The organism is Vibrio sp. HENC-03, assembly GCF_000305755.2.
Lineage (GTDB): Bacteria > Pseudomonadota > Gammaproteobacteria > Enterobacterales > Vibrionaceae > Vibrio > Vibrio owensii.
Genome location: NZ_JH976131.1, coordinates 235,496 through 260,184 on the forward strand (window position 1 = coordinate 235,496; position 24,689 = coordinate 260,184).

A 24,689-nucleotide genomic window follows, 5' to 3' on the forward strand; every position below is an offset into this window, starting at 1 on the left:
TCGGATAATTTTCTGCCAATTTTTTGTTATGATTCGCTCGCTTTTTCAAACGATTGGATTGGAAAAGATGCCGTTTCCAAATAGGAAACTCCTGAAGTGATTTTTGGTTATTTCCGGGTTAATAATGAATATAAGGAAGGGAAATTCATGGCATTTAACAAACTTCTTAAAGTAGGCGCTATCGCTGCAGCAGTTATGGGCGCAGGCGCAGTTAACGCTCAAGAGTTTATTACTATCGGTACTGGCTCTGTTACAGGTGTTTACTACCCTACTGGTGGTGCTATTTGTAAATTGGTGAATAAAGGTCGTAAAGATCACAACATCCGTTGTTCAGTAGAATCGACTGGTGGCTCAATTTACAACGTCAACACAATCCGTGCTGGCGAGCTAGACTTTGGTATCGTGCAATCGGATTGGCAGTACCATGGCTACAACGGTACGAGTAAGTTTGCTGAACAAGGCCCGTACAAAAAACTACGTGCAATGTTCTCTCTTCATACCGAACCTTTTAACATCATCGCACGTGCAGACTCTGGCATCGAAAACGTTCAAGACCTTAAAGGTAAGCGTGTAAACATCGGTAACCCTGGTTCTGGTGACCGCGCGACAATGGGCGTAGTGATGGACGCAATGGGCTGGACTAACGACAGCTTTAAACTTGCATCAGAACTAAAAGGTTCAGAACGTTCTCAAGCACTATGTGATAACAAGATCGACGCGTTTATCTACATGGTTGGTCACCCGAACGGTTCAATCAAAGAAGCAACAACCTCTTGTGATGCGAAGCTAGTTCCAGCAACTGGTCCAGAAATCGAGAAGATCGTTGCTAATAACCCCTACTATGCGTTCAGCACAGTGCCTGCTGGCATGTACCGTGGTACAGACAAAGACGTAAACAGCTTTGGTGTTGCGGCAACAATGGTAACGACTTCTGACGTTTCAGATGACGTGGCTTACAACGTTGCAAAAGCGGTATTCGAAAACTTCGATACCTTCAAGCGTCTACACCCTGCATTTGCAAACCTGAAGAAAGAAGACATGGTGAAAGCTGGCCTTTCTATCCCTCTTCACCCAGGTGCAGAAAAATACTACAAAGAAGTAGGTCTGCTTAAGTAAGCAACTACTAACTTCAAGCTCAGACAGAAAAGGATGGTTTTCTGTCTGATTGAGTATGCTGGTCGAGCACCTTCAACCAGCATACTTTGTTCAATTTTGCCGATTTCTTCCGGAAGTCGCGCTCACACACCTAAGAAAAAGAAAACGCACTTTTCCATACCTATGAATCAATGGGTTGAAGGATTGTAGCGATTCACTCGAAAGCAAACTTCGCTCTATTCACTACACTGTTATAGCGAAGGCGGTTCTCGATACGCAATACAGACAGGACCATCAATAATAAGGAAAAAGTACATGGCGACGAACAACACTCCGTCACAAGATGTGCAAGAGATGGTGGCTCAGGCAGATACAGGTGCGCGTAGCCCAATGGGCATGCAAGGTCGAATCTTATGGTTCGTTCCGCTGTGCTGGTCGCTATTTCAATTATGGTATGCCTCTCCGCTACCATTTATTTTTAATTTTGGCGTACTCAACGACACTGAAGCGCGAGCAATTCATCTAACTTTTGCCACTTTTCTCGCTTTCACTGCTTACCCAGCAATGAAGAACTCTCCGCGTGATCGTATCCCACTCATCGACTGGGTATTAGCACTCGCGGGTAGCTTTGCTGCGGCTTACATTTATATTTTCTATACCGAGTTAGCAGGACGTTCCGGAGCACCTACAACAGTAGATATCGTCGTTTCGGTTACTGGTATGGTCTTGCTACTTGAAGCAACCCGCCGTGCATTAGGTCCACCGCTCATGGTGGTTGCAGCGGTATTCTTAACTTACACCTTTGCTGGCCCATATATGCCAGACGTCATTGCCCATAAAGGCGCTAGCTTAAACAAAGCGATGTCGCATCTATGGTTAACGACTGAGGGTGTATTTGGTGTTGCACTTGGTGTATCAACGTCTTTTGTATTCTTGTTCGTACTCTTCGGTGCGATGCTTGAACGTGCTGGGGCTGGCGCTTACTTCATTAAAGTGGCTTTCTCATTGCTTGGTCATATGAAGGGTGGTCCTGCAAAAGCGGCAGTTGTTGCGTCTGGTCTATCGGGTTTGGTTTCTGGCTCATCAATTGCCAACGTAGTAACGACGGGTACCTTTACCATTCCGCTGATGAAGCGAGTTGGTTTCCCTGGCACAAAAGCCGGTGCGGTAGAAGTTGCAGCTTCAACTAACGGTCAGCTTACACCACCTATTATGGGTGCAGCGGCCTTCCTAATGGTGGAATACGTTGGTATCTCTTACGTAGAGGTAATTAAAGCAGCCCTACTTCCTGCGCTTATCTCCTACATCGCCTTGATTTACATTGTCCACCTTGAAGCATGTAAAGCCGGTATGACTGGTCTTCCTCGTCGCCATAACCCAACCATGCTACAAAGCCTGTTGTCATTCACTGGCACCATCCTCGGCTTGTGCGTGATTAGTGCTTTGGTTTACTACGGCGTGGGTTGGACAAAAGACGTCTTCGGCGATGCAGCAACACCTATCGTTACTGTAGCTTTACTGATTGCTTATGTCGGTCTTGTGAAGATTTCAGCGAATCACGTCAAAGATGGCGCGATTGAAATTGATGCTGAGCTAACCGAAGTACCAGATCCGGGCCCAACAATTAAATCTGGCCTTCACTACCTGCTACCAATCGTTGTGCTGGTTTGGTGTTTAACCGTTGAGCGCTTCTCTCCGGGTCTATCAGCATTCTGGGCAACCGTGTTCATGATCTTTATCTTGCTGACGCAACGCCCATTGATTGCTTTGCTATCCAAACAAGGTGACTTGGTTGAGCAAACGAAAGATGGCTTTGTCGACCTAGCAGAGAGCTTGGTATCTGGTGCGCGCAACATGATCGGCATCGGTGTGGCAACGGCTGCTGCCGGTACGGTAGTTGGTGTAGTAACACTAACCGGTATTGGCCTGGTGATGACAGACTTCGTCGAGTTCATCTCTGGCGGTAGCATCATCCTAATGCTGTTGTTTACTGCAGTGATCAGCTTGATCCTTGGTATGGGTCTGCCAACGACGGCAAACTACATCGTGGTATCAACTCTGATGGCTCCAGTTATCGTAACTCTGGGTGCAGCTCATGGCTTGATCATCCCACTGATCGCGGTGCACTTGTTCGTGTTCTATTTCGGTATTCTAGCTGATGATACGCCTCCGGTAGGTCTGGCAGCCTTTGCAGCGGCAGCTATTGCTAAGTCCGACCCAATTCGAACGGGTATTCAAGGCTTTACCTACGATATTCGAACCGCAATTCTGCCATTCATGTTCGTCTTCAACACTCAACTCTTGTTGATGGGTATCGACACTTGGTGGCACCTTGCTCTCACTGTAATCTCCTCAATCATTGCGATGTTGATCTTCTCAGCAGCGACGCAAGGTTGGTGGTTTACACGTAACAAGTGGTGGGAAACCATCTTGTTGCTTGTACTGACGTTCTCTTTCTTCCGTCCAGGATTCTGGTGGGACATGATCTACCCTGCAAAAGTTCTTTCCCCTGGGGTTGAGATAGCTCAAATCACGGAAGGGCTAAATGTAGGAGAATCCATTGAGCTACGAGTCGCAGGTGAAAACCTAGAAGGTGACTACGTAGAGAAAACGGTACGTCTTCCGTTCGAAGATAAAGCAAAAACTGCAGAAGAGCGCATCTCTTCTATGGGCCTAATGCTAACCGAGAACGACGGCAAAATGATCGTAGACATGGTTGAGTTTGGTAGTCCGGCAGAATCGTCTGGCGTCGACTTCGACTGGGAGATCAAATGGATTGTTCAAGACGCAGAGCGCCCAATGAAAGAATGGGTATTTGTGCCTTGCTTAATGATCTTGCTGGTACTTGCCATGAACCAAAAACGTCGTGCTCGTAGGGAACAGTTGAGCGCATAACCGATTAGGCCCCGAGGACAAGGGGCCATGATGAGAGACACTGAATGTATAAACAAATTCTTGTTCCGGTTGATCTAAATGACCAAGGCTTCTCTGACCGAGCTGTTGAGCTGGCTGTTTGGCAAGCAAAACAAGCCAACGCGGAAGTTCACTTACTGACTGTACTGCCTGGCATTCATATGTCGATGGTCGCAACTTACTTCCCAAAAGATGCGGCTGCGAAGATGAAGCAAGACGTGAAGCAACAACTCAAAACGTTTGCTGACCAGCACATCGATGATGAAGTGATTTACAAAGTACACGTTGCAGAAGGCAAAGCGTATGCAACCATCCTTGATTACGCTGAGCGCTTAGGTGCCGATCTTATCATCATGCCAAGCCACAAACGCTCAAAGATCAACAAAGTGATGTTGGGCTCTGTAGCGAGCAAAGTGGTAGAGAACTCACCAATCAATGTGATGGTAGTGAAGCCACAAGGCTAACGTGCTCATTCAAACTCCCAAAATAAAAAAAGGTTGATGCTCGCATCAACCTTTTGTTTTTCTTAAGCCTAATTCATCAAAGATAAACGGTGCTCTACCCTGCCGCTCGCACAAACGCTGTTAAAACATCGCTAGAATGCGATACTGCCAATTCATCAATGTCACCTGACGCTTCGACCTGACCACCAGCGACAAAAGCAAAATGACTCGCAATCGCTCTTGCATCGCTCAAGTGGTGCGTCACCATTAACACGGTAATACCACGATCAGTAGCAAGCTGTTTCACCAGTGTCAGCATCTCTTCGCGCAGCACGGGATCAAGAGCAGAGAAAGGTTCATCAAGTAGCCACATTGAATGCGGCTGAACAAAGCAACGTGCAAGTGCCACACGCTGACGCTGACCGCCAGAAAGGTGTTCAGGTAAACGATCTAAATACTCAGCAACCCCGACCTGCTTGGCGGCTTGCTCCACAAGAAGCTTTTGGTCTGCCGTAAGCTTTAACCCCGGATGCAACCCTAGACCAATGTTGTCCCTTACTGACAGGTGAGCAAACAGATTGTGTTCTTGGAACAGCATTGAAAACGGGCGCTGATAAGGCTCTTTACTCACGATAGATGTGCCATCAACCAAAATATCGCCTAGGTCAGGATTAATGAATCCAGCGACCAAAGCGAGCAACGTTGATTTACCTGCACCGCTCGGTCCCATCAGCGACACGATTTGTCCGCGCTTAATCTCTAAATCAAAGCGAAACAGCTCACGTTGATAGGTGTACTGAACATCATCCAACACTAACATTATGCTTTCCCCTTTGTTTTTAATACTTTTTCAATCACAGCAAAGCAGCCTACGCTGAGTAACAACAAAGTAACCGACACAACCGCTGCTGCATCCATCTGATAACTGCCGAGCAGTTGGAATAGGTACAACGGCAAGGTTCTAAATTCTTGTCCGCCAAATAAGGCGATCGCACTTAAGTCACCAATCGCAAACATAAAACTAATAGCAAAAGCATGTGCAAACGGCTTACGCAGTGCTTGCCACTCCACGACTTTAAATCGTTGCCAACCACGCATGCCCAAGCTGGCACACACGTACTGATATTGCTGCTCAATGTGCAACATAGGTTGAGATAAAGTCTTGATGACGTAAGGCAATGCCATCAAGCCATTAACCAAAATCACGACAAAAAACGCTAAGCTGAATACATCAGTAAACGAACGCAGCAGTAAAAACAGTCCAGTGCTAATCACCAAACCTGGCGTCACTAAAATGATGGTTCCGATAAGCTCAATTTGATCGGCACGAGTATTTTTATACAGCAATCGCCAACGTCGACTGGTCAGCAAAATCGATACGCCTGCAGCAACGGCAAGAGAGCTCGCCAGTAGCGCAACTTTGAGTGAATTAAACAGTGCTGACCAAAAACGCTCATCGGTCAGTACCGACCAAACTTGCTGGTTGATCCCACTAAACACCACCATCACAAGCGGCGGTATGACTAGTAAAAAGGCACCTATGATCCAAAAGCTATCCCAAGCTTTTGACCACCTATGATCCTTCGTTAAATATTGCTGTACCGATGTGCTGCCAGCGCTTACTGAGACTGGCTTCGTCAACTTCTGTACGCCAATTGCTAACAAGCCACATAGTAGCATTTGCCACAGTGCCAAAAGCGCCCCTGCTTGCAGATCAAAATCGAACTTAATCGCCTGATAAATAGCGAGTTCAATGGTGGTCGATTTCGGTCCGCCGCCTAATGCCATCACGGTGGCAAAACTGGTAAAGCAAAGCATAAACACCAAGCCGCTTACGTGTGGCAATTGCTGTCTTAGGCGTGGCCATTCCACCCAACGAAACTTGTCCCAATGACTCATTCCAAGGTGTGCACACAGTTTATGTTGTTCTGCAGGTATCGACTCTAATGCCTGCAAAAGGAGCCGCGCTGCATAAGGCATATTGAAGAACAAATGCGCAAGTAAAATTCCGTTCAAACCATAGATGGAAAACGGCAGCTCAGCGTCGATACTTTTTAGCCATTGAGCCAATAAGCCGCTGTTACCGTAAATCGCCAATAAGCCAAATACACCGACCAGCACAGGTAAAACTAAGGTAGACGCAAACAACTTGAGCAATAGAGACTTCCCAAAGAACTCACGTCGAGAAAGTGCATGAGCTACAGGAATAGCAAAGCCAACACTCAATAGTGTCGAAAGGAAAGCTTGGTAGAAGCTGAATTTGGTGACGTGCTGATAGTATGGGTCTCCCCACACCATAGACACATCAAGTGAAGGCGCTTGGACAATCAAAGCACCAAGGGCAGAAACAACAAAGGTCGCGATAATCATCGCGACCCCTAACCCTATTTTCGGAACAGAATTCAAAAGTAGAACCTATATTAGAACGTCAATGCGCTTTGCCACTCGCGAATCCAAGTCTTGCGCATTTTCGCTACTTCGTCTGCACTAAAGCTCAGTGGTTTACTTGGTACGCTCAGAGTTTCAAAACCTTTTGGCAACTCAACGCCAGTCACTGGGAACATCCAGTTACCAGTTGGCATCGCAGATTGGAACTCATCACTCAAAATAAAGTTCATGAACTCATCTGCTAGCTCAGCATTCTTTGAGCCTTTCACCTTAGCCGCCACTTCCACTTGCATGTAGTGCCCTTCGGCAAAATCTGCGCTTGCGTATTTCGCGTCATCTTCTGCAATCAAATGGTACGCGGGAGAAGTCGTGTAAGACAGCACGAGATCGGACTCACCGTTCAAAAACATCGAGTAAGCTTCTGACCAACCTTTTGTAACCGTAACCGTTTTAGTCGCCAGTTGCTTCCACGCTTGAGTCGCATAATCACCGTAGATAGACTTCATCCACAACATCAAACCTTGTCCCGGCGTCGAAGTGCGAGGGTCTTGGTAAATCACTTTCAGATCATCACGCTCTTCCACCAACTCTTTCATACTCTTTGGAGGGTTCGCCAACTTCTCCTTGTTGTACACAAACGCGAAGTAGCCGTAATCGTACGGTACGAAGGTCTTATCGTCCCAACCGTTAGGCAAGGTCGTATTCGATGTATCAACGTTGTGCTCAGCCAGAAGCCCAGTCTTTTTCGCTTCCGCCATCAGGTTATTATCCAAACCTAACACGATATCCGCTTTGCTGTTGCTTCCTTCCAAACGAAGGCGGTTAAGGATTGAAACACCGTCATCCAGCGCAACGAAATTAACGTCACAACCGCATTTGGCTTCGAACGCTTTTTCGACTTTAGGACCCGGTCCCCAATCAGCAGCGAAAGAGTCATAAGTGTAGACAGTTAGGGTGTTTTCAGCGGCAAACGCTGAAGTAGAAGTGATGGTTGCAAGGGCAATCAGACTAAGAGTGGTTTTCACTGCTCGCTCTCCATTTGCATTATTAACATGAGTTGAGCGGCACAGGGTTGAGGCGGTATTTAGGACTTCCAATATCCAGACTCAATTCCTACGCCAGCATTATCTGGTTCAGGTAATACGGGTCCCTGTCTGCTCAACAATGTTAAACAATTAGGTCTCAGCGCCCCTTGGCATTGATAACATCAATACCTGATGGATTTGCTCCCCGATGAGTTGGATGGATTGTAAAGGTCTTTTATTGATTACACAATCAACGTTGGTCATAACCCCAACGTGGCACCAAGCCTTGCTCAATCCCAAGGTGATCGAGAATTCTTGCCACCATAAAGTCAACCAAGTCTTCAATACTCTTAGGCTGATGATAGAAGCCCGGTGCTGCCGGCATAATGGTGACGCCCATTTGCGAGAGCTTGTGCATGTTTTCCAGATGCAGCGTCGAGAATGGCGTTTCACGCACCACAAGTAAAAGCTGTCCGCGTTCTTTCATCACCACGTCTGCAGCACGTTCAATCAAGTTATCCGACATGCCGTGTGCAATGGCCGCGACACTGCCCGCGGAACATGGACACACCACCATTTGTTTTGGTGCCGCAGAGCCAGAAGCCACGGGCGAGAACCAATCGTCTTTACCACAAACAGTGATGTTATCTGGATTGCAGTTGAGATGCTCAACTAACGCCTTTTGCGCCGCTTCAGGGCCGCTTGGTAGTTTCAGGTCATGTTCAGTCGCCATTACCACTCGCGCAGCCGAAGAGATCAGCACATACACGTGGTAGTCCGCGGCAACCAAACATTCAAGAAGACGAAGCCCATACGGGGCACCAGAGGCGCCCGTTAATGCTAATGTGATGGCTTTTTTAGGGGTTACTTTTTGCTGCATAGATGTCATCAAGCTTTTTGTTTCAGTTGTTCTAGAAGCTTGCCGTGGATACCACCAAAGCCACCATTACTCATTACGAGGATTTGGTCACCCGGCTGCGCTTGCTCTACGATTTTTGCGACAAAGCTGTCCATCTCTGCATCCACAAAAGCAGGTTGTTTACACTGGTCGGCAATCTCTTGTACCGACCAATCAATGTTATCTGGTTGGAAGAGGAACACCTCATCAGCACTGTGCAGAGAAGCTGCCAGCGTATTCTTATGAACACCGCGCTTCATGGTCGCAGAGCGAGGCTCTAAAACGGCAAGGATACGTTTTTCGCCCACCTTGTTACGTAAACCACCCAATGTCAGTTCAATCGCCGTTGGATGATGAGCAAAATCGTCGTAAACCGTCACGCCCTGCTTTTCACCTTTCAGCTCTAAGCGACGTTTGGTATTGATAAAACGACCGAGAGCCTGACAAGCCAGTTCCGGCGCAACACCAACATGACGTGCAGCTGCAATGGCCATAAGAGCGTTATCCACGTTGTGGTCACCAACAAGGTCCCAATCTACGACACCTACTTTCTCACCTTGCAACGACACTTCAAATTTTGAGCCATCAACAACCAGTTTGTGTGCTTGCCAATCACCATCCACACCAGAGAACTGCTTTTCTGTCCAACAACCACGCTCGATCACGTCTTGCAACGACTGATCTTGCTTCGGTGCAAGGATCAAACCGTTCCCAGGAACAGTACGCACTAAGTGGTGGAATTGACGCTTAATCGCTTCAAGATCGTCGAAGATGTCTGCATGATCAAATTCAAGGTTGTTCATGATCAATGTACGTGGATGGTAATGAACAAACTTAGATCGTTTATCGAAAAAAGCACTGTCGTATTCGTCCGCTTCAACGACGAAAAACATACTTTCACCCAAGCGTGCCGACACACCAAAGTTACCCAACACACCACCGACAAGGAAACCAGGCTGGTAGCCACAGTCTTCTAAGATCCAAGCCAGCATGCTTGAAGTGGTGGTTTTGCCATGGGTACCCGATACCGCCAGAACCCAGCGATCGTGCAATAAGAACTCTTGTAACCACTGTGGGCCAGAGGTGTAACGCATATTGGTATTCAACACATGCTCAACACATGGATTACCACGGCTCATTGCGTTACCAATCACCACAAGATCAGGTTGAGGGTCAAGTTGAGAAGGGTCAAAGCCTTCAATAATTTCAATACCTTGAGACTCCAACAGGGTGCTCATTGGTGGATAAACGTTGGCATCCGAACCCGTCACTTTATGACCTAGCTGACGCGCTAAAATTGCCGCACCGCCCATAAACGTGCCGCAGATACCCAAGATATGAATGTGCATAAACTTAACCTTGTAATGCTTTCTTTAATCCTTTCATTATCGTGATAACCACCAGAAAAGCGAGTGCCTTTCGCCCTGTTCGTGCAGTCTCTTTCACAAATCTGACAGGGCTTAGTACTGACTGACCAAGCATTAACCAAGTGACAGACTTCTTATGCAATAAGACAAATAAATTGAGATCTCAGTCGGTTACTTCATTACCATTAATAAGATCCGCGTCATAAACTTACATCTAGCGCAATCGTTTAACATCCATAAAGAGATGACCCATTGCGCGACACCCCCAACGAAATGAAAAATGTAAGGATAAACCATGTCAGGACTGCGCACCCTAGGCGAATTCATTGTTGAGAAACAAGCGGATTTCCCCCACGCTAGCGGTGATCTTTCATCTCTCTTAGCTTCCATTCGTTTAGCTGCCAAAATTGTTAACCGCGAAATCAACGCGGCAGGTCTTGGTGATATCACCGGCGCTGTAGGTACGGAAAACGTACAAGGCGAAGATCAGCAAAAGCTTGATGTATACGCGAACGACAAGTTCAAAGCAGCACTTGAAGCACGTGACCAAGTGTGTGGCGTTGCAAGTGAAGAAGAAGATGAAGCAGTTGCGTTCAACAAAGAACTCAACCAAAACGCAAAGTACGTTGTACTAATGGACCCACTCGATGGCTCATCAAACATCGATGTGAACGTATCAGTCGGTACGATTTTCTCTATTTACCGTCGAGTTTCTCCTATTGGTACCCCGCCAACAGAAGAAGACTTCCTACAGCCTGGTCACAAACAAGTGGCGGCGGGCTACGTGATTTACGGCTCATCTACTATGTTGGTTTACACCACGGGTAATGGCGTAAACGGCTTCACTTACGACCCATCGATTGGCAGCTTCTGTCTTTCTCATGAAAACATGATGATCCCAGAAGATGGCAAGATCTACTCGATCAACGAAGGTAACTACATCCGCTTCCCGCAGGGCGTGAAGAAGTACATCAAGTACTGCCAGGAGAATGTGCCTGAAGATGGTCGCCCATACACATCTCGCTACATCGGCTCACTGGTGGCTGACTTCCATCGTAACCTGCTTAAAGGCGGCATCTACTTATACCCAAGTACGCAAAGCCACCCTCAAGGCAAGCTGCGCTTGTTGTACGAGTGCAACCCAATGGCATTCTTAATTGAGCAAGCTGGCGGTCTGGCGTCTGACGGTGTAAACCGCATTATGGATTTGAAACCGACCGAACTGCACCAGCGTGTGCCTTTCTTTGTGGGTTCAAAGAACATGGTCAACAAAGTCGAAGAGTTTCTTGAGCTGAATCGCGAAGAAGACTAATTTCAGACCTTTGTCCAACGCGGCAGGTGTTTACCTGCCGCGTTTTTGTCGTTAAAGTGAACTGCGTAAATGTTAGCCAGATTAAGCCTCTAAACGCTTAATCCTCAATGAAAAGGAATATTCAAATGAGCTTAAACAACGTACCAGCAGGTAAATCACTGCCTGACGATATCTATGTCGTTATCGAAATCCCTGCTAACGCGGATCCAATCAAATACGAAGTAGATAAAGACACTGGTGCTGTATTTGTCGACCGTTTCATGTCTGCGCCAATGTTCTACCCATGTAACTACGGCTACGTGAACGACACCCTTTCTCTAGATGGTGACCCAGTTGACGTACTGGTTCCTACTCCTTATCCATTGATGCCAGGTTCTGTGATTCGTTGTCGCCCAGTTGGCGTATTGAAGATGACGGATGAATCGGGTGAAGATGCGAAAGTCTTCGCTGTGCCGCATTCTAAAATCTCGAAAGAGTACGAAGGCATTCAAGATGTGGACGATATTCCAGAGCTACTCAAAGCCCAAATCACACAGTTTTTTGAGCGTTACAAAGAGCTTGAAGCAGGTAAATGGGTGAAAGTGGATGGCTGGGCAGATGTTGCTGCAGCGAAAGCAGAAATCCTAGAATCTTACGAGCGTGCGCAAAGCAAGTAACTGCGAACGTTAAAAAGAGAAAGAGCTGCACACAGGCAGCTCTTTTTTGTATTCACGATATATCGTTAGTAACCACCAGCCGTCGATAGCCTGCCTGATTCATAATCGTTTTGAAAAAATGGATCAACGTCATCGCAGATGCCAAAGTAAGGCGCGCCTTGTACGCCAAGAATGTAAGCACTTTGCTCGCAGTATTCTTGTTTACCTTCTTGATAGCCAGTTTTGTATGCCGTGATGAGTTCAGGAGTAGCACGATTAGTGTCATCTAACTTGGCGATGCGCTCTTCCGATAACTCAATCGCTCCGTCTAACGCTGATTGCTTACCGAAAGCCTGCCAGTCTGTCACGCTCACAGAGGTTGGTAATGTTGTCTGAGCACAAGCGTTGAGGAAAAGTAACATAGCGCCGACCACGAATAATCTCATAATCACTCCTTACTGATTGCTTGCTAGTAACGTTTACTGCCCTTCGCTGTGCGACCCAACTCGTATTCACGACGGAATCGGTCGTCTAGGTCATCACAGATACCACGGTAGTAACGCCTACTTTCACCGAGTGTAAAAGCGTCTTGAGCGCAGTAATTAGCTCGACCACTTTCGTAACCATTACTGTAAGCCATGTATAGCTCATCGTCTTTATTGAACTCTTGCATAGACAGTTTGGTATCGCCCGCTTCTGCACGCTGCATACCATATTGCTTCCATTCCATGCTGTCGTTGCCACTAGGTGGCGCGGTATTTGAACAACCGACCAGTAGCAGCAGTATGATTGGTGAAAGATATTTCATCGCAGACCTCCCAAGTCTTTGTTGTATATATCATCAATGCATACGTTACTGGTCTAAGTATAGTTCACACCCGTTGGCACCAATCGCCAGATGCTATCTCTTCCGTAAGTTGTTCTGTGTCTTGATATAAGTAGATCCAAGCTTGGCCAAATGGCGTCGTAATGGTTTCTCTTCGATACTCGACCGGCACATCTTCCAGCTTATCTAGCTCAACCAAGGTGTCATTATCAATCAAGTAAACTTCGCCTTGGATGACTTGCTGCCCCGTCGACAAAGCGGGGTAAGGCCCCAAGTCATAAAGCGCGAACTGGGCATCGGTTTGATGATGCCCAAGAAATTCGGCAGTACTCAAAAAGTGATGGTTGTGCTCTCCTTTGCGCAAGGTGCCATACACAAAAACCAAATGCTGCATAACCACTCCTTAGTTATGTTTAAAAGCTAAGCTTAGTTGAATTCAAATTGGTAAAGCAGATCAACCGCACTATCGACACCGGATACCGCTTCTAAGTACAAATCTTTCATCAAACGATAACGAACAGTGAACTCGCCTAAAGAGGTAAAGATACCCACGCCGTATTTGACTTGAAGACCCGGCAGAATGTAACCACTCACCGTCACCTGAGAGTCATCACCCGAACCTGCCGTATCCAATTGCAGGTCTTGTACACCAAAGGCTTCACCGATTTCACCGACGACTTTACCGCTCTTCGCCAAGCTGAGACCGATCAAGGTTGTGGTCATCGCGTTACCGCCCGACTCCGCATCGATATCTTGACCACGTAATAGGTAAGACAGCGCGTTTGCTTGTGGCATTGCAGGATCCGAGAAGATCTCTACTGTTGGGTCACTAGCAGGTCCCGTCACTCGAACACCTGCCGTCACATCATCTTGCGTGTTGTCAGGGTTACGAATCGCTTTTATCGACACGTAAGGCTGATCCGCCGGACCATTCATCATGATCTTACCTTCTTCAATCACCAAGTCTTGGCCGAATGAGCGGTATGAACCGTCGACGATATTCACTTCACCGACAATGAATGGACCTTTGTCTTTTTGCGTCACGTTCAAGTTACCTTGCAAGTCGCCTTTTAGGCCAAATGCAGATAACTGGAAGTCATCGCCAATCTTAATGTTGATGTCGGTTTCGACATTAAACGGCAGCGCTGGCTCACCATCGACCGGCTGCATGTCTTTGTTCAAAATAACCGTATCGCTCGAGACACCAACTGCGCTTGGCGGCAATTCATCCACCAAAATACGACCCCATGGTAGATTGATATTACCTTCTACCTTAGCAAGCTTCGGTGTGACATCAATTGTCATATCTGGCTCAACCTTGATTCGCACCATCGGCGGCATATCAACTTTTAGCTCTTTAGCAAACACACGAGCTTTGGTGTGCCAGTTTTCTAGATCGCGCCAATCTGCATCACCGTTAATTTCCAACTTGCCATCCGGCGTAATAATGCCAGCGTCTAAATCCGCTTGGTGACCTTTAAAGTTGATCGCGACTTGGCCAGAGTTGATATCGATTGGCGTCACTTCACCTTGCAGCTTCATTTGGTCAATCAAGAATTGGCCGTTGACCTTCGGATGCATCACATCACCCGAAAGAGCCAGATCCGTATTCATGTTCGCTTTGAACAAGCTGTATTCACCAATCAGCGGGGCTAAGAAATCAAGATGGAACGTCGATAGCGACACTTTACCGTCGATAGTTGGCTTTTCTGAAGAAACGTCATTCAACGATACCTTACCGGATAAATCACCGTTGTCTGTGACGTCAAGTAGCCACTCGGCATCTAACTTATCCTGAGCCAATTTTGCTTTGAGGCTCACGCTTTCCCACCCGACCTTGATTGGTTGCTCTAGCGTTTGCTCAACCTGACCTTTTGGCATATCCACATTCACCGTGACTTCCGGTTTCATGTCTGGCGCCCATTTCGCAAACGCGTTCGCATTCACCGAACCTTGTAGTTTGGTTTCTGGCGGTAAGAATTGCTTGATTTGGTCAAAATCAAAGTTGGTGATGGCTAACTTCGCTTCGCCGCTCTTACCAACGCTGATGTCTTCCGTTAGACACACTTTTGAGTTTGCTTGCAACCAACAGTGCGCTTGAACATCAGCCACTTGTTTGTCGATGTTCACTTTCACTGCTGTCGACTTCTGCAGCGCCCAAGGGCCTTGTGGCGTACTTAGAGTAAGTCGGCGTAAGGCACCATCCCAGATCATTTCAGGCTTCTGCTTAAACGTACCTTCAATTTCTAAGCTGCTTGAAACGATGTCTGATACCACATCCAACGTCAGTTGATGCAGCTTCTCATCGCCCGTCACTTCAAGATCGGCACTGTCGATTTTGATGTCATTGTAAGTGATGTTTTTCGCAATCAAACTCACATCGGCTTTCGGCGCAGGCAGAGGTGTCACATCGCCCTTCAGGGTAATCGTTTCGACCTTCGCTTGTTGTTGCCAATTCACTTGGTTAAGCGCGAGATCTAAGTTGATGTCTGGCTGTTTCAGGCTACCGCGAAGTGCGATATTACCATTCATATTACCGCCAAGATCCGGCACGCTTTTCGCGAAATCAGGGAAATTAACCTCAACATCCATTAAGATTTGCTTGTCGATCTTACCTTTCGCTCGCAATGAGTTAGGGCCATGCGACAAGGCTAAACCTTGAGTGTTCAGTTGAATGTCTTCGCCTTTGCCAGTCTTGTCCGCGGCATCTAATTGGCCTTCAATATTTAATGGGTAGCCACGTAGAATACCGTCGATGTCCAGTTTAGGCAGACTCACTTGCCAGCCACCTTGATCGGTTAATGAGCCTGAAGTCGATAGACTACCGCTGATATCACCTTCGGCTTCTGGCCACTGTAAACCTGGTTGAATGTTCTTCAGGTTCAGATCGGCTTGCCAGTTGATTGGCGCCACCCAGTTAGCCATGACCTTACCCGCTAACTCACCACCTAGCGTTTTGATTACAATGCTGTCTAAATCAATCTGCTCAAGCGTACCTTTGCCGTTCAGCGCCACATCGACTGCTGGGATATCTTTACCCGATGCCTTCGTTTCTAGCGCAACGGTGTAGCCATCTAGTGAGCCTTTTGTTTCTAAACTCGGCACAGAGACTTGATAGTCACTTTTTCCACTTAATGGCCATTGTGCTTCGACATCTTTCAGTTTGATATCAAATGGCAACTCAGGTTTAAGCGGTTGCACTTGACCTTCAATCTTGGCTTGAACCAGATCAGAAAGCGTTGCTTGTAATGACAAATCCCCCACAGAACCAGACGCAGATAACGATAACTTCTGGCCTTTCACGTCCGCTTGTTTAACCAAGGCATCAATCTGCGCTTGAATTGGGTAATCAGCCGATAATGTCACTTGTGTACTTAGCTGACCTTCCACTTCCGGCATATCAAGCTCAAGCGTTTTAACATCGACTTTATCACCGCCTGCCGTTGCTTCTAGTCCTAAGTTATGAACGATAACCGGCGTGTCACCAGACAATTTAAAGTCATGAATATCAAGACGCTGCGCGTCGATGGTCAGTGGAATCCATACCTCTGGTAAAACAATACCTTCAGGCTCAGCTTCTGTCGTCGCTTGGGGCTGTGTCTTATCTTGTTGTTTTGCAGCAACCTCTTGAGTTGAGGCTTGTTCCGCTTGTTCTGATGATTGCGTTTTTCCTGTCGCTTCAGATGCCGTATTTGCTGACTGTTGAGCCACCTTGGTTTGTGACTCGCCTTTCTCGGCTGAAGCTTTGGCCTCTGGTGCTTGTGTAGATTGCTCTTCTGTCGCCTCTTCACTTGGTGCAAGAGCCACATTGATGGCTTTCAATGCCGTTGGTGCAATGACTAAACGGTCACCCTGCATCGACAACGCCGTTGAGAAATCTTGCCAGTCAATTTTGTTTCCTAAGATGTTTAGGTTGATGTCGTTAAAACTGACTTTATTAACGAAGATCGGCACTGGAGTGCTGATGGAACGCAGCGGCGGGGTTTCTTCTTCCGGCTCTTCACTTGCAGGAGGCAGTTCCGGCATTTGGAAGTTCACACCTTGCAGAGCCAGCTCATCCACACACACTTTCGGATCAAAGAAACAACGGAAGTTGATCGCGAGCGTTAAGCTCTCAACCTTTGCATCAATATTCAGCGACTCGTCAACAAAGCTGACGTTGCGTAAAGCAAATCGAGGGAACAATGAACCTTGAATTTGCTCAACTTTAAGTTGTGGCAAAGCTTTCTCTGCGCCCCAAAGCGCCAGCTTTAAACCTGGATGCGTAAATAAAATGGTGCCGACGAAAATCGCCAGCAAAAGAATTAGACTCAGCAGACCGATTGAGAACCATTTCGTCCACTTCAAGGTTGTTTTCATCATAGCTCTGGCCCCAATGAGAAGTGGATGCGGAATTCAGGATCTGGCTCAGTGTCGAGACCCCAAGCAAAGTCAAAGCTGACCGGACCAACTGGAGATGCCCAGCGAATGCCCACACCCGCGCCCGATTTCCAGACTGGGGTTTCATTAAATGCGTCACCGATATCGTAGAAGACTGCGCCCCACCAGTTACCAGTTACGCGATATTGGTACTCAAGCGTACTTGTCACCATGTACTTTGCACCGGTCAATGCGCCACTCGAGTCTTTTGGCGAGATAGACTCATAACCATAACCACGAATGTTGTTGTCACCACCGGCGAAGAAACGCAGCGATGGCGATAGCTTCTCAAATTCATCGGTGATGTTGGCGCCACCCTCTAGGCGGAATAAACCACGATGGTTCTGACCAATCCCACGAATCCAAGACGTACGTCCAAGAAGACGAAGAACGCGCGTTTCAGACAGCAATGCAGGGTCGCCGTATTCAACGGTCACGCTCTGCTTATCACCCCACATCGGCATGTTGCCGCCACGAGTTCGTGTTCGAGAAAACGACGCACCCGGCAGAACAAATTGCACACCATCTTCTTGCAAACCTTGCGAGAAGTTTTCGTACAAGTGACGAACGTACAAAGTCTTGTGCCAACCACCATCGGTGATCCAGTGACGCTCTACCGCAAGATTCGATTCCAAACTCTCCGTATCGCGGTTATCGAGGTGCTTCAAACCGAACTGAAGTTGGTAGTACTCATGCAATACATCATCAAGTGGGATTTTGTAACCCGCTGTAATGGTTTGTTCAGGTTGCGATAGAGAAAGGGCGGTATCAAAACTGTGGCCACGTGCGCTCACCCATGGTTTTTTCCATTTCAGCGTACCGCGCACACCTGTATCGGTAGAGTAACCAATACCCGTCTCCAATTGGTTTTTCGCAGCAGGAGCAAGAGAGACTTTGATTGGTAGGTCTCGACCATCATCTAACTTGGTGAGATCAGGCTCGACAAACACCGAAGAGAACCAATCGGTGTTAGATAGGTTTTGGTTGTATTCGCCAACTTCAGAGACCAAGTAAGGCTCACCAGTTTTAAATGGACGCAGAGAGTCCACGCGATCTTCCCAGATCTGACTGCCCAGAATTTCAACCGTACCAAAGTGATAGCGAATACCACTGTCATAGTGCAGGCGGACATTCGCTTCGTTTAGCTCGGGGACAATTTCTAGGCGGCTCAGCTTAAAGTCGCCATTAAAGTAGCCGCGTTGCAGCGCTAAGTTGCGAATTCCTGATTTCAGAGCGTCGTATTCGCCTTGGTTAAGGATACGACCTTCTTTCAATCGTGATTTGTTGATGAGATTCGTGAACTCTTCGTCTTTCTCGGCTTCACCCGAAATCACCACGTCCATCTCTTTTATTCTGACCGGCTCGCCAGGTTTGACGTTGACGATCAGTTCATCATTATCTTTCGTAATAGTGTATGAAATTTTCGCATGATAATAGCCGAGCGCATTCAACGCTTCAGTGATACTTTGTTCCAATCGCGCCTGAAAGCGCAAAGACGTAGAGTAGTCGTCTTCAGGAATTGAAGACAAATAAGCGTTCACATTATCTTCTAGCGCGCCATCGATGCCCTTGATCGTCAGGGAAACATCGGCGTAAGCGCTATGAGAAAAGGCAAGGAGGCTAGCAATTATCGGGGTAGCTTTTCTTATCATGCTTTTTAGCTGGACGAGGTTAAATAAACGTAAACAATAATAACGCCAATTAAAGGCTAAGTCTGTAATATTAATAGGTTTACTACGGTCTATGTCATCACAACATCATATTCAGACTGAATAAAATAATTCGCAAAATTAAGACACGTATTGAAGGACAAATACCATGCTCAACAAACAGACAATGATCAGTATAGAAGATGCACTGCCTGGTCGAGAGGCATCAATGCAAATCGATGACACTCATTTTGTAAATCAATCGAGTTTAACGGCTCAGCCAGAATCTCACCAACAACAAATTTTATTCGGAATGGGCTGCTTTTGGGGCGCTGAACGTCTGTTTTGGCAACTTGAAGGCGTCGTATCAACATCCGTCGGTTACGCAGGTGGCTACACGCAAAATCCCACTTACGATGAAGTTTGTACAGGCAAAACTGGCCATACCGAAGTGGTTCGCGTCGTGTTCGACGAGCGCATTATTTCTCTGGAGCAATTACTGGCCACGTTTTGGGAAAGACACGATCCTACGCAAGGGATGCGCCAGGGTAACGATTTAGGAACTCAGTACCGTTCTGCGATTTATACCTACTTGCCAGAACAACAAGATGCGGCAGAAAAATCGAAAATCCAATATCAACAAGCGTTGAAAGAAGATCAGCGAGCGGCAATCACGACGGAAATCCAAGCGGCGGGCCCTTATTACTTTGCAGAAACCTACCATCAGCAATACCTAGCAAAAAATCCAAACGGTTATTGTGGGTTGGGCGGCACAGGTGTTTGCTTCCCACCGAGCCTTCAAGGTTAATCCGAAACGAAAAAGAGCGACGAAAGTCGCTCTTTTACAAATCTTGTCATTATACCGGGAGCGATAATATCGCTTGGTTTACTTCTCTAAATACAGAGAGTTGTTTGGGATTTTTAACGTCAGGTAATAGTACTTTGCCGTTATCAAAACGGAACTCACCCACACCTGCAATTGAAAACTGACCTTTGAATAAAGTCTTTACGAAACGCGCCACCTGACGTGGACGGTAAACAGCAAACTCACGTAGCATAACCAACCTCAACATCCTTTTGAGAAAACACTGATTGCTCTTTCCTTGGCAACCTTTATGCGCAATTTGCGACGTGGTTCATTCTATCAAATTTCAACGTTAACGCAACAATATTAGACATCATACGTTAAATAATTGTTATGAACGGTTCTACATTTTTATGCACTGTAAGTATATACTTGGGAAGTCTCACAACCCATATGGAACATAACAATATGAAAACTAAGACTCTCCTCCCTCTTTTCCTTGCTCTTACTCCGGGTCTAGCGCTTGCTCACAACCTGTCTCTTGGAGAGAGTGTACCCGCAGCAAAAGTTGATGCTTATGGTGAAATCGTACTGCAAGGTGAAGGTGTGGCTTACCAACCTTGGGCAACTCAACAGATGCTAGGTAAGGTCCGAGTTATTCAGGCTATTGCAGGACGCAGCAGCTCAAAAGAAATGAATGCACCATTGATGGTCGCACTGACTGACGCAAAATTCCCAGCAGACGCTTACCAAACCACAACCATCATCAATCAAGATGATGCCGTTTGGGGAACAGGCTCGTTTGTGAAATCTTCAGCACAAGACAGCAAACAAGAATTTCCTTGGTCTTCTATGGTTCTGGATGAAAACGGTGTAGTGGCAAGCTCTTGGGCTCTAAAAGAAGAAAGCTCTGCAATCATTGTGCAAGATAAACAAGGTAAAGTGTTGTTCATCAAAGAAGGCGCGCTAACTCCTGATGAAATCACGCAAGTACTTGGACTTATCAAACAAAACATCTAGCTGTTTTACGCTCCTTGCCACACTTGGCAGGGAGCGACTTCCTTATCTCTCCCAGATTACTCTTCTCATAAGCACTTCTTTCACCAAAGATAATTTGCTCTGCACTAACAAAAGAGTGAACTTTTAGAGAAAATGGATGTTATATTATAACACCAAGTATCATTTCGGGCTTTAAGATGCACTATCGCTGGCTAGCAACCACACATCATTGGCGTCGCACTGTTGTCTTGCTCAGTGTTGCGTTACTGATCGTATGGAATTTCGCTACCATTGCCCATGAACTTGACCTAATTCCAGAACATCATAGTCACCATCACTGTCAAATGTTTGCAGGAGCTCATCATGGTCTGGTTAAGGCTCTACCAGAAATTCTCGCTCCAACGTATCAACGTTCAACGCATTCTGACGTTATCGAAAAGCACTTAAATGTCAGTGATGTGCGCTACACAGCACGTGCGCCGCCGATATTTGCTTAAACTTAAGAAGTCCCCATACTAGAAACAAAACTGGTTGCTAACCTCATGATTTAATTCAGCAACCACAGCAAAATAATTAAGCAAATTAGGAAAAAGAAAATGCCATCTAAACACGCTCTAGCTCTTGTTATCGGCCTATCACTAACAGCAACTGCTCACGCAGAAGAATACCGTCAGCACGAAGCGCACGTTCACGGTCACGTAGAATTCAATATTGCTCAAGACGGTAAAGACCTATTGATTGAAATCACTTCTCCGGGCGCTGACGTAGTGGGCTTTGAACACGCACCAGAAAATGCAGAGCAAGAGCAAGCACTTAAACAAGCGATTGCTGCGCTAAAAGATACAGACAAGCTATTTGCTATCAACCAACAAGCAAAATGTGTGATTGAAGATGTTCATGTCTCTCACACACTAGGCCAAGATTCTCACGAGGGTCATGACCACCATGATCATGAAGGCCACGACCACGATAAGCATGACCACGAAGGTCACGATCATGACAAACATGACCACGACCATGATCACGAACACAAAGGCCATGATCATGATGAGCATGCGCATGATGACCATGACGGCCATGAGCACCACGATCACGAAGGTCACGACCATGAAGGCCACGATCATGAACACGGCGGCCACGGTGAGTTTACTGTTGAATACCGTTACCACTGTGATTCAGTCGCAGACCTAAACAGCATTGATACAACTTGGTTCAAGCAGTTCCCAGCGACAGAATCAATCAGCGCAAATCTATTCACTGACACCACTCAGTCAGCGACAACGTTGAACAAAGGCAACACAAAGATCGCAATTAAATAACTCACATGGCGTGTGAGTACTTACTCACACGCCATTGCTTTGGTAATTTATTATGACTGAAACCACGTCAAACGTTGTTGAGCTTGCTAACGCCCAGTTTGTCTGGCCCGGCTCTGAAAACGCGACCATTAATATTCCACACTTACACATCGCTCAAGGTGAGCATGTCTTTATCAAAGGCCCTAGCGGCTGTGGTAAATCGACTCTGCTTGCCCTACTAACTGGAATCAATACGCTTACATCGGGTTCTCTGTCTGTACTTGATACCGATCTTGCAAGCTTAAGAGCAAGTCAAAGAGACAAATTTCGTGCCGATCACATTGGCTATATCTTCCAACAATTCAATTTGTTGCCTTACTTGAATGTGATCGAAAACGTCCTAATCCCATGCCAATTCAGCAAAATTCGCCGAGATCGCGTTGCACCAAGCGCTTCGACAGCAACGCTTGAAGAGCAAGCAACATCACTGCTAGAACGTTTGCATCTTCCGAAAGCACTGCACAATAAGCCAGTCTCTGAGCTGAGTATTGGCCAGCAACAACGCGTTGCAGCTGCCCGTGCACTGATCGGCCAACCTGAACTGGTGATTGCTGACGAGCCAACTTCAGCCTTGGATCATGACAACCGCAAAGCGTTTATTGAGTTATTGATGGAACAAGCCAATCTTGCCAACGCTACATTGGTTTTTGTTAGCCATGATCCAACTCTGGAATCTCTCTTCCACAGAACACTAAACTTGCCTGAAATCAATCAAGCGCAAACCCCAGGAGCCGCATCATGAGTGCCGTAGTAAAGCTCGCTTGGAAAAGCCTGATGAACCGCAAAGCGACGGCGATTCTTACCATCATGACCGTCGCGATTTCTGTTGTCCTATTATTGGGTGTAGAACGTATCCGAACCCAAGCCAAAGACAGTTTTGCCAACACCATTTCTGGTACTGATTTAATTGTCGGCGGGCGTTCAGGGCAGGTAAACCTGCTACTGTACTCGGTTTTCAGAATCGGCAACGCAACCAACAACATTGACTGGAAAAGCTATGAAGAATTTGCCAATCACCGAGCCGTTGACTGGGCGATTCCTATTTCATTGGGTGACTCCCATAAAGGCTTCCGAGTCATGGGGACCAATCACAGCTATTTCGAACATTACAAGTACGGAAGTAAGCAACCACTAACCTTCTCAGAAGGTCGAGAATTCAACGGTTTATTCGAAACAGTACTAGGTTCTGATGTCGCCAAAAAGCTGGGGTATAAAATCGGTAGTGAGATCATCATTGCCCATGGCATCAGCGATGTAGGCTTCAGCCGCCATGACAACTTGCCGTTTAAAGTCGTCGGCATTCTTGCTCCAACAGGCACACCCGTCGACAAAACCGTCCACGTCTCATTGGAAGCAATTGAAGCGATACATGTCGGTTGGGAAAGTGGCGCTCGTCTTGGTCCAACACCGAGCGCAGAAGAGCTCAAGGCAAGAGACTTCCAGCCTAAGCAAATTACTGCGATGTTGATTGGCTTGAAATCGCGCATTCAAACCTTCGCCTTACAACGACAAATTAACACCTATCCGCAAGAGCCGCTTAGCGCCATCATGCCGGGTGTCGCCCTACACGAATTGTGGGGAATGATGTCTATTGCTGAGCAAGCGCTAATGGCGGTATCAGGGTTTGTCGTGGTCGCAGGTTTATTGGGGATGCTGAGCAGTCTACTCACTAGCTTACAAGAACGTCGCCGAGAAATGGCCATCCTACGAGCAATGGGGGCAAGACCAAAACACGTGTTCTCTTTGCTGATCAGCGAAGCAAGCTTACTGACATTTGCAGGCATCATTGTTGGGGTCGCGGGTTTGTATTCTATGCTTGCCCTCTTGCAACCGATAATCCAACAAAGTTATGGTATACACCTAACATTAACGGCACTGTCGCCGTATGAATGGATGTTGCTTGGCTTTGTGCAGTGCGCAGGCATTGTGATTGGCTTCATCCCTGCATTCCGTGCTTACCGACAATCGCTCAGTGATGGAATGACAATTAGGATTTAGTAAAGATGTGGAAAAAGATACTCGCTAGCTGCTTGCTACTGATTTCGTTCACTGCGCCAGTATTGGCAAGTGATGAGCCGTTGAAACTCGACTGGATTGATCTAGTCCCTGAGAATGAGCGCAAGATGTTCGACAGCGTAGGTATGCCTGCGACTGACCACACGGGTGGCGCGGCATTACAGTCAAAGATTGGTAATGTTCGTCCAGAACTGAACGGCAGCAAGGTAAAAATCCCTGGCTTTGTGATCCCATTAGAAGGTGATGCGAATACAGTGACGGAATTTTTGCTGGTGCCATATTTTGGCGCTTGTATCCACGTTCCACCACCGCCGCCAAACCAGATCATCTACGTGAAGTTTCCGAAAGGAGCGCCAGTACAAGAGTTGTGGGATGTCATTTATGTCGTGGGGACATTAAAGACCGAGACCATAGAACATGAACTGGCAGAAACGGCCTACGTGATTGATGGCTCAGCAATTGAAGCCTACGATGACATGTAGTTTGTAGCTCAATGAGCTCGTATAGCTGATTAAGTAAATACACCAAGGCGTCGATTCGG

23 protein-coding genes are annotated in these 24,689 nt (G+C 46.9%); 12 read left to right on the forward strand and 11 right to left on the reverse strand.

Annotation, left to right across the window (positions count from 1 at the left end; genetic code table 11):
- Nucleotides 1-147 precede the first annotated feature (147 nt).
- The 3 genes from VCHENC03_RS01905 (at nt 148) to VCHENC03_RS01895 (ending at nt 4,472) form a co-directional block, all read left to right on the forward strand.
- On the forward strand, nt 148-1,116 hold the full coding sequence (locus VCHENC03_RS01905; RefSeq protein WP_009707802.1) for a TAXI family TRAP transporter solute-binding subunit: 969 nt from the start codon (nt 148-150) through the stop codon (nt 1,114-1,116).
- 294 nt (nt 1,117-1,410) lie between these two features.
- Nucleotides 1,411-3,990 (forward strand): TRAP transporter permease, encoded by a 2,580-nt coding sequence (locus VCHENC03_RS01900; RefSeq protein WP_009707803.1) that lies wholly within the window; start codon nt 1,411-1,413, stop codon nt 3,988-3,990.
- Nucleotides 3,991-4,034: 44 nt separating this feature from the next.
- Nucleotides 4,035-4,472: a universal stress protein gene (locus tag VCHENC03_RS01895; RefSeq protein ID WP_005437370.1), complete on the forward strand. Its 438-nt coding sequence runs from the start codon at nt 4,035-4,037 to the stop codon at nt 4,470-4,472.
- Nucleotides 4,473-4,566: 94 nt separating this feature from the next.
- Here the strand turns inward: VCHENC03_RS01895 and thiQ are convergent, their stop codons facing one another.
- From thiQ to mpl, 5 genes are all read right to left on the reverse strand, one after another.
- On the reverse strand, nt 4,567-5,271 hold the full coding sequence (gene thiQ, locus VCHENC03_RS01890; protein ID WP_009707804.1) for a thiamine ABC transporter ATP-binding protein: 705 nt from the start codon (nt 5,269-5,271) through the stop codon (nt 4,567-4,569).
- On the reverse strand, nt 5,271-6,857 hold the full coding sequence (gene thiP / locus VCHENC03_RS01885; protein WP_083481892.1) for a thiamine/thiamine pyrophosphate ABC transporter permease ThiP: 1,587 nt from the start codon (nt 6,855-6,857) through the stop codon (nt 5,271-5,273). The genes thiQ and thiP overlap by 1 nt, the downstream gene beginning before the upstream one ends.
- A 14-nt stretch (nt 6,858-6,871) precedes the next feature.
- Entirely contained in the window at nt 6,872-7,864 is a 993-nt protein-coding gene (thiB, locus tag VCHENC03_RS01880) for a thiamine ABC transporter substrate binding subunit (protein ID WP_009707806.1), read from the reverse strand.
- A gap of 250 nt (nt 7,865-8,114) precedes the next feature.
- Complete coding sequence (locus VCHENC03_RS01875; RefSeq protein ID WP_005450501.1) at nt 8,115-8,753, reverse strand: flavin prenyltransferase UbiX; 639 nt, start codon at nt 8,751-8,753, stop codon at nt 8,115-8,117.
- Entirely contained in the window at nt 8,753-10,111 is a 1,359-nt protein-coding gene (mpl, locus tag VCHENC03_RS01870) for a UDP-N-acetylmuramate:L-alanyl-gamma-D-glutamyl-meso-diaminopimelate ligase (RefSeq protein ID WP_009707808.1), read from the reverse strand. The genes VCHENC03_RS01875 and mpl overlap by 1 nt, the downstream gene beginning before the upstream one ends.
- A 313-nt stretch (nt 10,112-10,424) precedes the next feature.
- Between mpl and fbp the strand changes: the two genes are divergently transcribed.
- Both fbp and ppa read left to right on the forward strand, forming a co-directional pair.
- Nucleotides 10,425-11,441 (forward strand): class 1 fructose-bisphosphatase, encoded by a 1,017-nt coding sequence (gene fbp, locus VCHENC03_RS01865; protein ID WP_005430527.1) that lies wholly within the window; start codon nt 10,425-10,427, stop codon nt 11,439-11,441.
- A gap of 125 nt (nt 11,442-11,566) precedes the next feature.
- Nucleotides 11,567-12,097 carry an inorganic diphosphatase gene (ppa, locus tag VCHENC03_RS01860; RefSeq protein ID WP_005437361.1) on the forward strand — a complete coding sequence of 177 codons (531 nt, stop codon included), beginning with the start codon at nt 11,567-11,569 and terminating at the stop codon, nt 12,095-12,097.
- 65 nt (nt 12,098-12,162) lie between these two features.
- Here ppa and VCHENC03_RS01855 read toward each other — a convergent pair whose 3' ends face one another.
- From VCHENC03_RS01855 to tamA, 5 genes are all read right to left on the reverse strand, one after another.
- Entirely contained in the window at nt 12,163-12,522 is a 360-nt protein-coding gene (locus VCHENC03_RS01855) for a DUF2799 domain-containing protein (protein ID WP_009707810.1), read from the reverse strand.
- A gap of 23 nt (nt 12,523-12,545) precedes the next feature.
- Nucleotides 12,546-12,884 carry a DUF2799 domain-containing protein gene (locus VCHENC03_RS0126290; RefSeq protein WP_020196538.1) on the reverse strand — a complete coding sequence of 113 codons (339 nt, stop codon included), beginning with the start codon at nt 12,882-12,884 and terminating at the stop codon, nt 12,546-12,548.
- 64 nt (nt 12,885-12,948) lie between these two features.
- Nucleotides 12,949-13,296, reverse strand: a complete 348-nt coding sequence (locus VCHENC03_RS01850; protein ID WP_009707812.1) for a gamma-glutamylcyclotransferase family protein — start codon at nt 13,294-13,296, stop codon at nt 12,949-12,951.
- Between the two features lie 32 nt (nt 13,297-13,328).
- Entirely contained in the window at nt 13,329-17,264 is a 3,936-nt protein-coding gene (gene tamB, locus VCHENC03_RS01845; protein ID WP_009707813.1) for an autotransporter assembly complex protein TamB, read from the reverse strand.
- On the reverse strand, nt 17,261-18,973 hold the full coding sequence (gene tamA / locus VCHENC03_RS01840; protein WP_032803111.1) for an autotransporter assembly complex protein TamA: 1,713 nt from the start codon (nt 18,971-18,973) through the stop codon (nt 17,261-17,263). The genes tamB and tamA overlap by 4 nt, the downstream gene beginning before the upstream one ends.
- A gap of 166 nt (nt 18,974-19,139) precedes the next feature.
- Between tamA and msrA the strand changes: the two genes are divergently transcribed.
- Nucleotides 19,140-19,778: a peptide-methionine (S)-S-oxide reductase MsrA gene (gene msrA, locus VCHENC03_RS01835; protein ID WP_009707815.1), complete on the forward strand. Its 639-nt coding sequence runs from the start codon at nt 19,140-19,142 to the stop codon at nt 19,776-19,778.
- A 49-nt stretch (nt 19,779-19,827) separates the two neighbouring features.
- Here msrA and VCHENC03_RS01830 read toward each other — a convergent pair whose 3' ends face one another.
- Nucleotides 19,828-20,028, reverse strand: a complete 201-nt coding sequence (locus VCHENC03_RS01830; protein ID WP_009707816.1) for a DUF1107 domain-containing protein — start codon at nt 20,026-20,028, stop codon at nt 19,828-19,830.
- A gap of 215 nt (nt 20,029-20,243) precedes the next feature.
- Between VCHENC03_RS01830 and VCHENC03_RS01825 the strand changes: the two genes are divergently transcribed.
- From VCHENC03_RS01825 to VCHENC03_RS01805, 6 genes are all read left to right on the forward strand, one after another.
- Nucleotides 20,244-20,795, forward strand: coding sequence for a YtfJ family protein (locus VCHENC03_RS01825; RefSeq protein ID WP_009707817.1), 552 nt, complete (start codon nt 20,244-20,246; stop codon nt 20,793-20,795).
- Between the two features lie 176 nt (nt 20,796-20,971).
- The gene (locus VCHENC03_RS0126295; protein WP_005437348.1) at nt 20,972-21,271 is read left to right on the forward strand and encodes a DUF2607 family protein; all 300 of its coding nucleotides are present in this window, start codon (nt 20,972-20,974) and stop codon (nt 21,269-21,271) included.
- Nucleotides 21,272-21,370: 99 nt separating this feature from the next.
- Nucleotides 21,371-22,093 carry a zinc uptake protein ZrgA gene (gene zrgA, locus VCHENC03_RS01820; RefSeq protein WP_009707819.1) on the forward strand — a complete coding sequence of 241 codons (723 nt, stop codon included), beginning with the start codon at nt 21,371-21,373 and terminating at the stop codon, nt 22,091-22,093.
- 52 nt (nt 22,094-22,145) lie between these two features.
- On the forward strand, nt 22,146-22,874 hold the full coding sequence (locus VCHENC03_RS01815; protein WP_009707820.1) for an ABC transporter ATP-binding protein: 729 nt from the start codon (nt 22,146-22,148) through the stop codon (nt 22,872-22,874).
- Nucleotides 22,871-24,130, forward strand: coding sequence for an ABC transporter permease (locus tag VCHENC03_RS01810; protein WP_005437344.1), 1,260 nt, complete (start codon nt 22,871-22,873; stop codon nt 24,128-24,130). Before VCHENC03_RS01815 ends, VCHENC03_RS01810 begins: the two co-directional genes overlap by 4 nt.
- 5 nt (nt 24,131-24,135) lie before the next feature.
- Entirely contained in the window at nt 24,136-24,630 is a 495-nt protein-coding gene (locus VCHENC03_RS01805) for a DUF3299 domain-containing protein (protein ID WP_009707821.1), read from the forward strand.
- Nucleotides 24,631-24,689 lie beyond the last annotated feature (59 nt).

Bases quoted from the DNA above. Each gene is read 5' to 3' on its own strand.
- VCHENC03_RS01900 (WP_009707803.1), top strand. From the start codon at position 1,411: ATGGCGACGAACAACACTCCGTCACAAGATGTGCAAGAGATGGTGGCT.
- zrgA (WP_009707819.1), top strand. From the start codon at position 21,371: ATGCCATCTAAACACGCTCTAGCTCTTGTTATCGGCCTATCACTAACA.
- ppa (WP_005437361.1), top strand. From the start codon at position 11,567: ATGAGCTTAAACAACGTACCAGCAGGTAAATCACTGCCTGACGATATC.
- tamB (WP_009707813.1), bottom strand. From the start codon at position 17,264: ATGATGAAAACAACCTTGAAGTGGACGAAATGGTTCTCAATCGGTCTG.
- thiQ (WP_009707804.1), bottom strand. From the start codon at position 5,271: ATGTTAGTGTTGGATGATGTTCAGTACACCTATCAACGTGAGCTGTTT.
- VCHENC03_RS0126295 (WP_005437348.1), top strand. From the start codon at position 20,972: ATGCACTATCGCTGGCTAGCAACCACACATCATTGGCGTCGCACTGTT.
- VCHENC03_RS01875 (WP_005450501.1), bottom strand. From the start codon at position 8,753: ATGACATCTATGCAGCAAAAAGTAACCCCTAAAAAAGCCATCACATTA.
- VCHENC03_RS01850 (WP_009707812.1), bottom strand. From the start codon at position 13,296: ATGCAGCATTTGGTTTTTGTGTATGGCACCTTGCGCAAAGGAGAGCAC.
- VCHENC03_RS01905 (WP_009707802.1), top strand. From the start codon at position 148: ATGGCATTTAACAAACTTCTTAAAGTAGGCGCTATCGCTGCAGCAGTT.
- VCHENC03_RS01830 (WP_009707816.1), bottom strand. From the start codon at position 20,028: ATGCTACGTGAGTTTGCTGTTTACCGTCCACGTCAGGTGGCGCGTTTC.
- VCHENC03_RS01825 (WP_009707817.1), top strand. From the start codon at position 20,244: ATGAAAACTAAGACTCTCCTCCCTCTTTTCCTTGCTCTTACTCCGGGT.
- mpl (WP_009707808.1), bottom strand. From the start codon at position 10,111: ATGCACATTCATATCTTGGGTATCTGCGGCACGTTTATGGGCGGTGCG.
- tamA (WP_032803111.1), bottom strand. From the start codon at position 18,973: ATGATAAGAAAAGCTACCCCGATAATTGCTAGCCTCCTTGCCTTTTCT.
- VCHENC03_RS0126290 (WP_020196538.1), bottom strand. From the start codon at position 12,884: ATGAAATATCTTTCACCAATCATACTGCTGCTACTGGTCGGTTGTTCA.
- fbp (WP_005430527.1), top strand. From the start codon at position 10,425: ATGTCAGGACTGCGCACCCTAGGCGAATTCATTGTTGAGAAACAAGCG.
- VCHENC03_RS01810 (WP_005437344.1), top strand. From the start codon at position 22,871: ATGAGTGCCGTAGTAAAGCTCGCTTGGAAAAGCCTGATGAACCGCAAA.
- VCHENC03_RS01855 (WP_009707810.1), bottom strand. From the start codon at position 12,522: ATGAGATTATTCGTGGTCGGCGCTATGTTACTTTTCCTCAACGCTTGT.
- VCHENC03_RS01815 (WP_009707820.1), top strand. From the start codon at position 22,146: ATGACTGAAACCACGTCAAACGTTGTTGAGCTTGCTAACGCCCAGTTT.
- msrA (WP_009707815.1), top strand. From the start codon at position 19,140: ATGCTCAACAAACAGACAATGATCAGTATAGAAGATGCACTGCCTGGT.
- VCHENC03_RS01805 (WP_009707821.1), top strand. From the start codon at position 24,136: ATGTGGAAAAAGATACTCGCTAGCTGCTTGCTACTGATTTCGTTCACT.
- VCHENC03_RS01895 (WP_005437370.1), top strand. From the start codon at position 4,035: ATGTATAAACAAATTCTTGTTCCGGTTGATCTAAATGACCAAGGCTTC.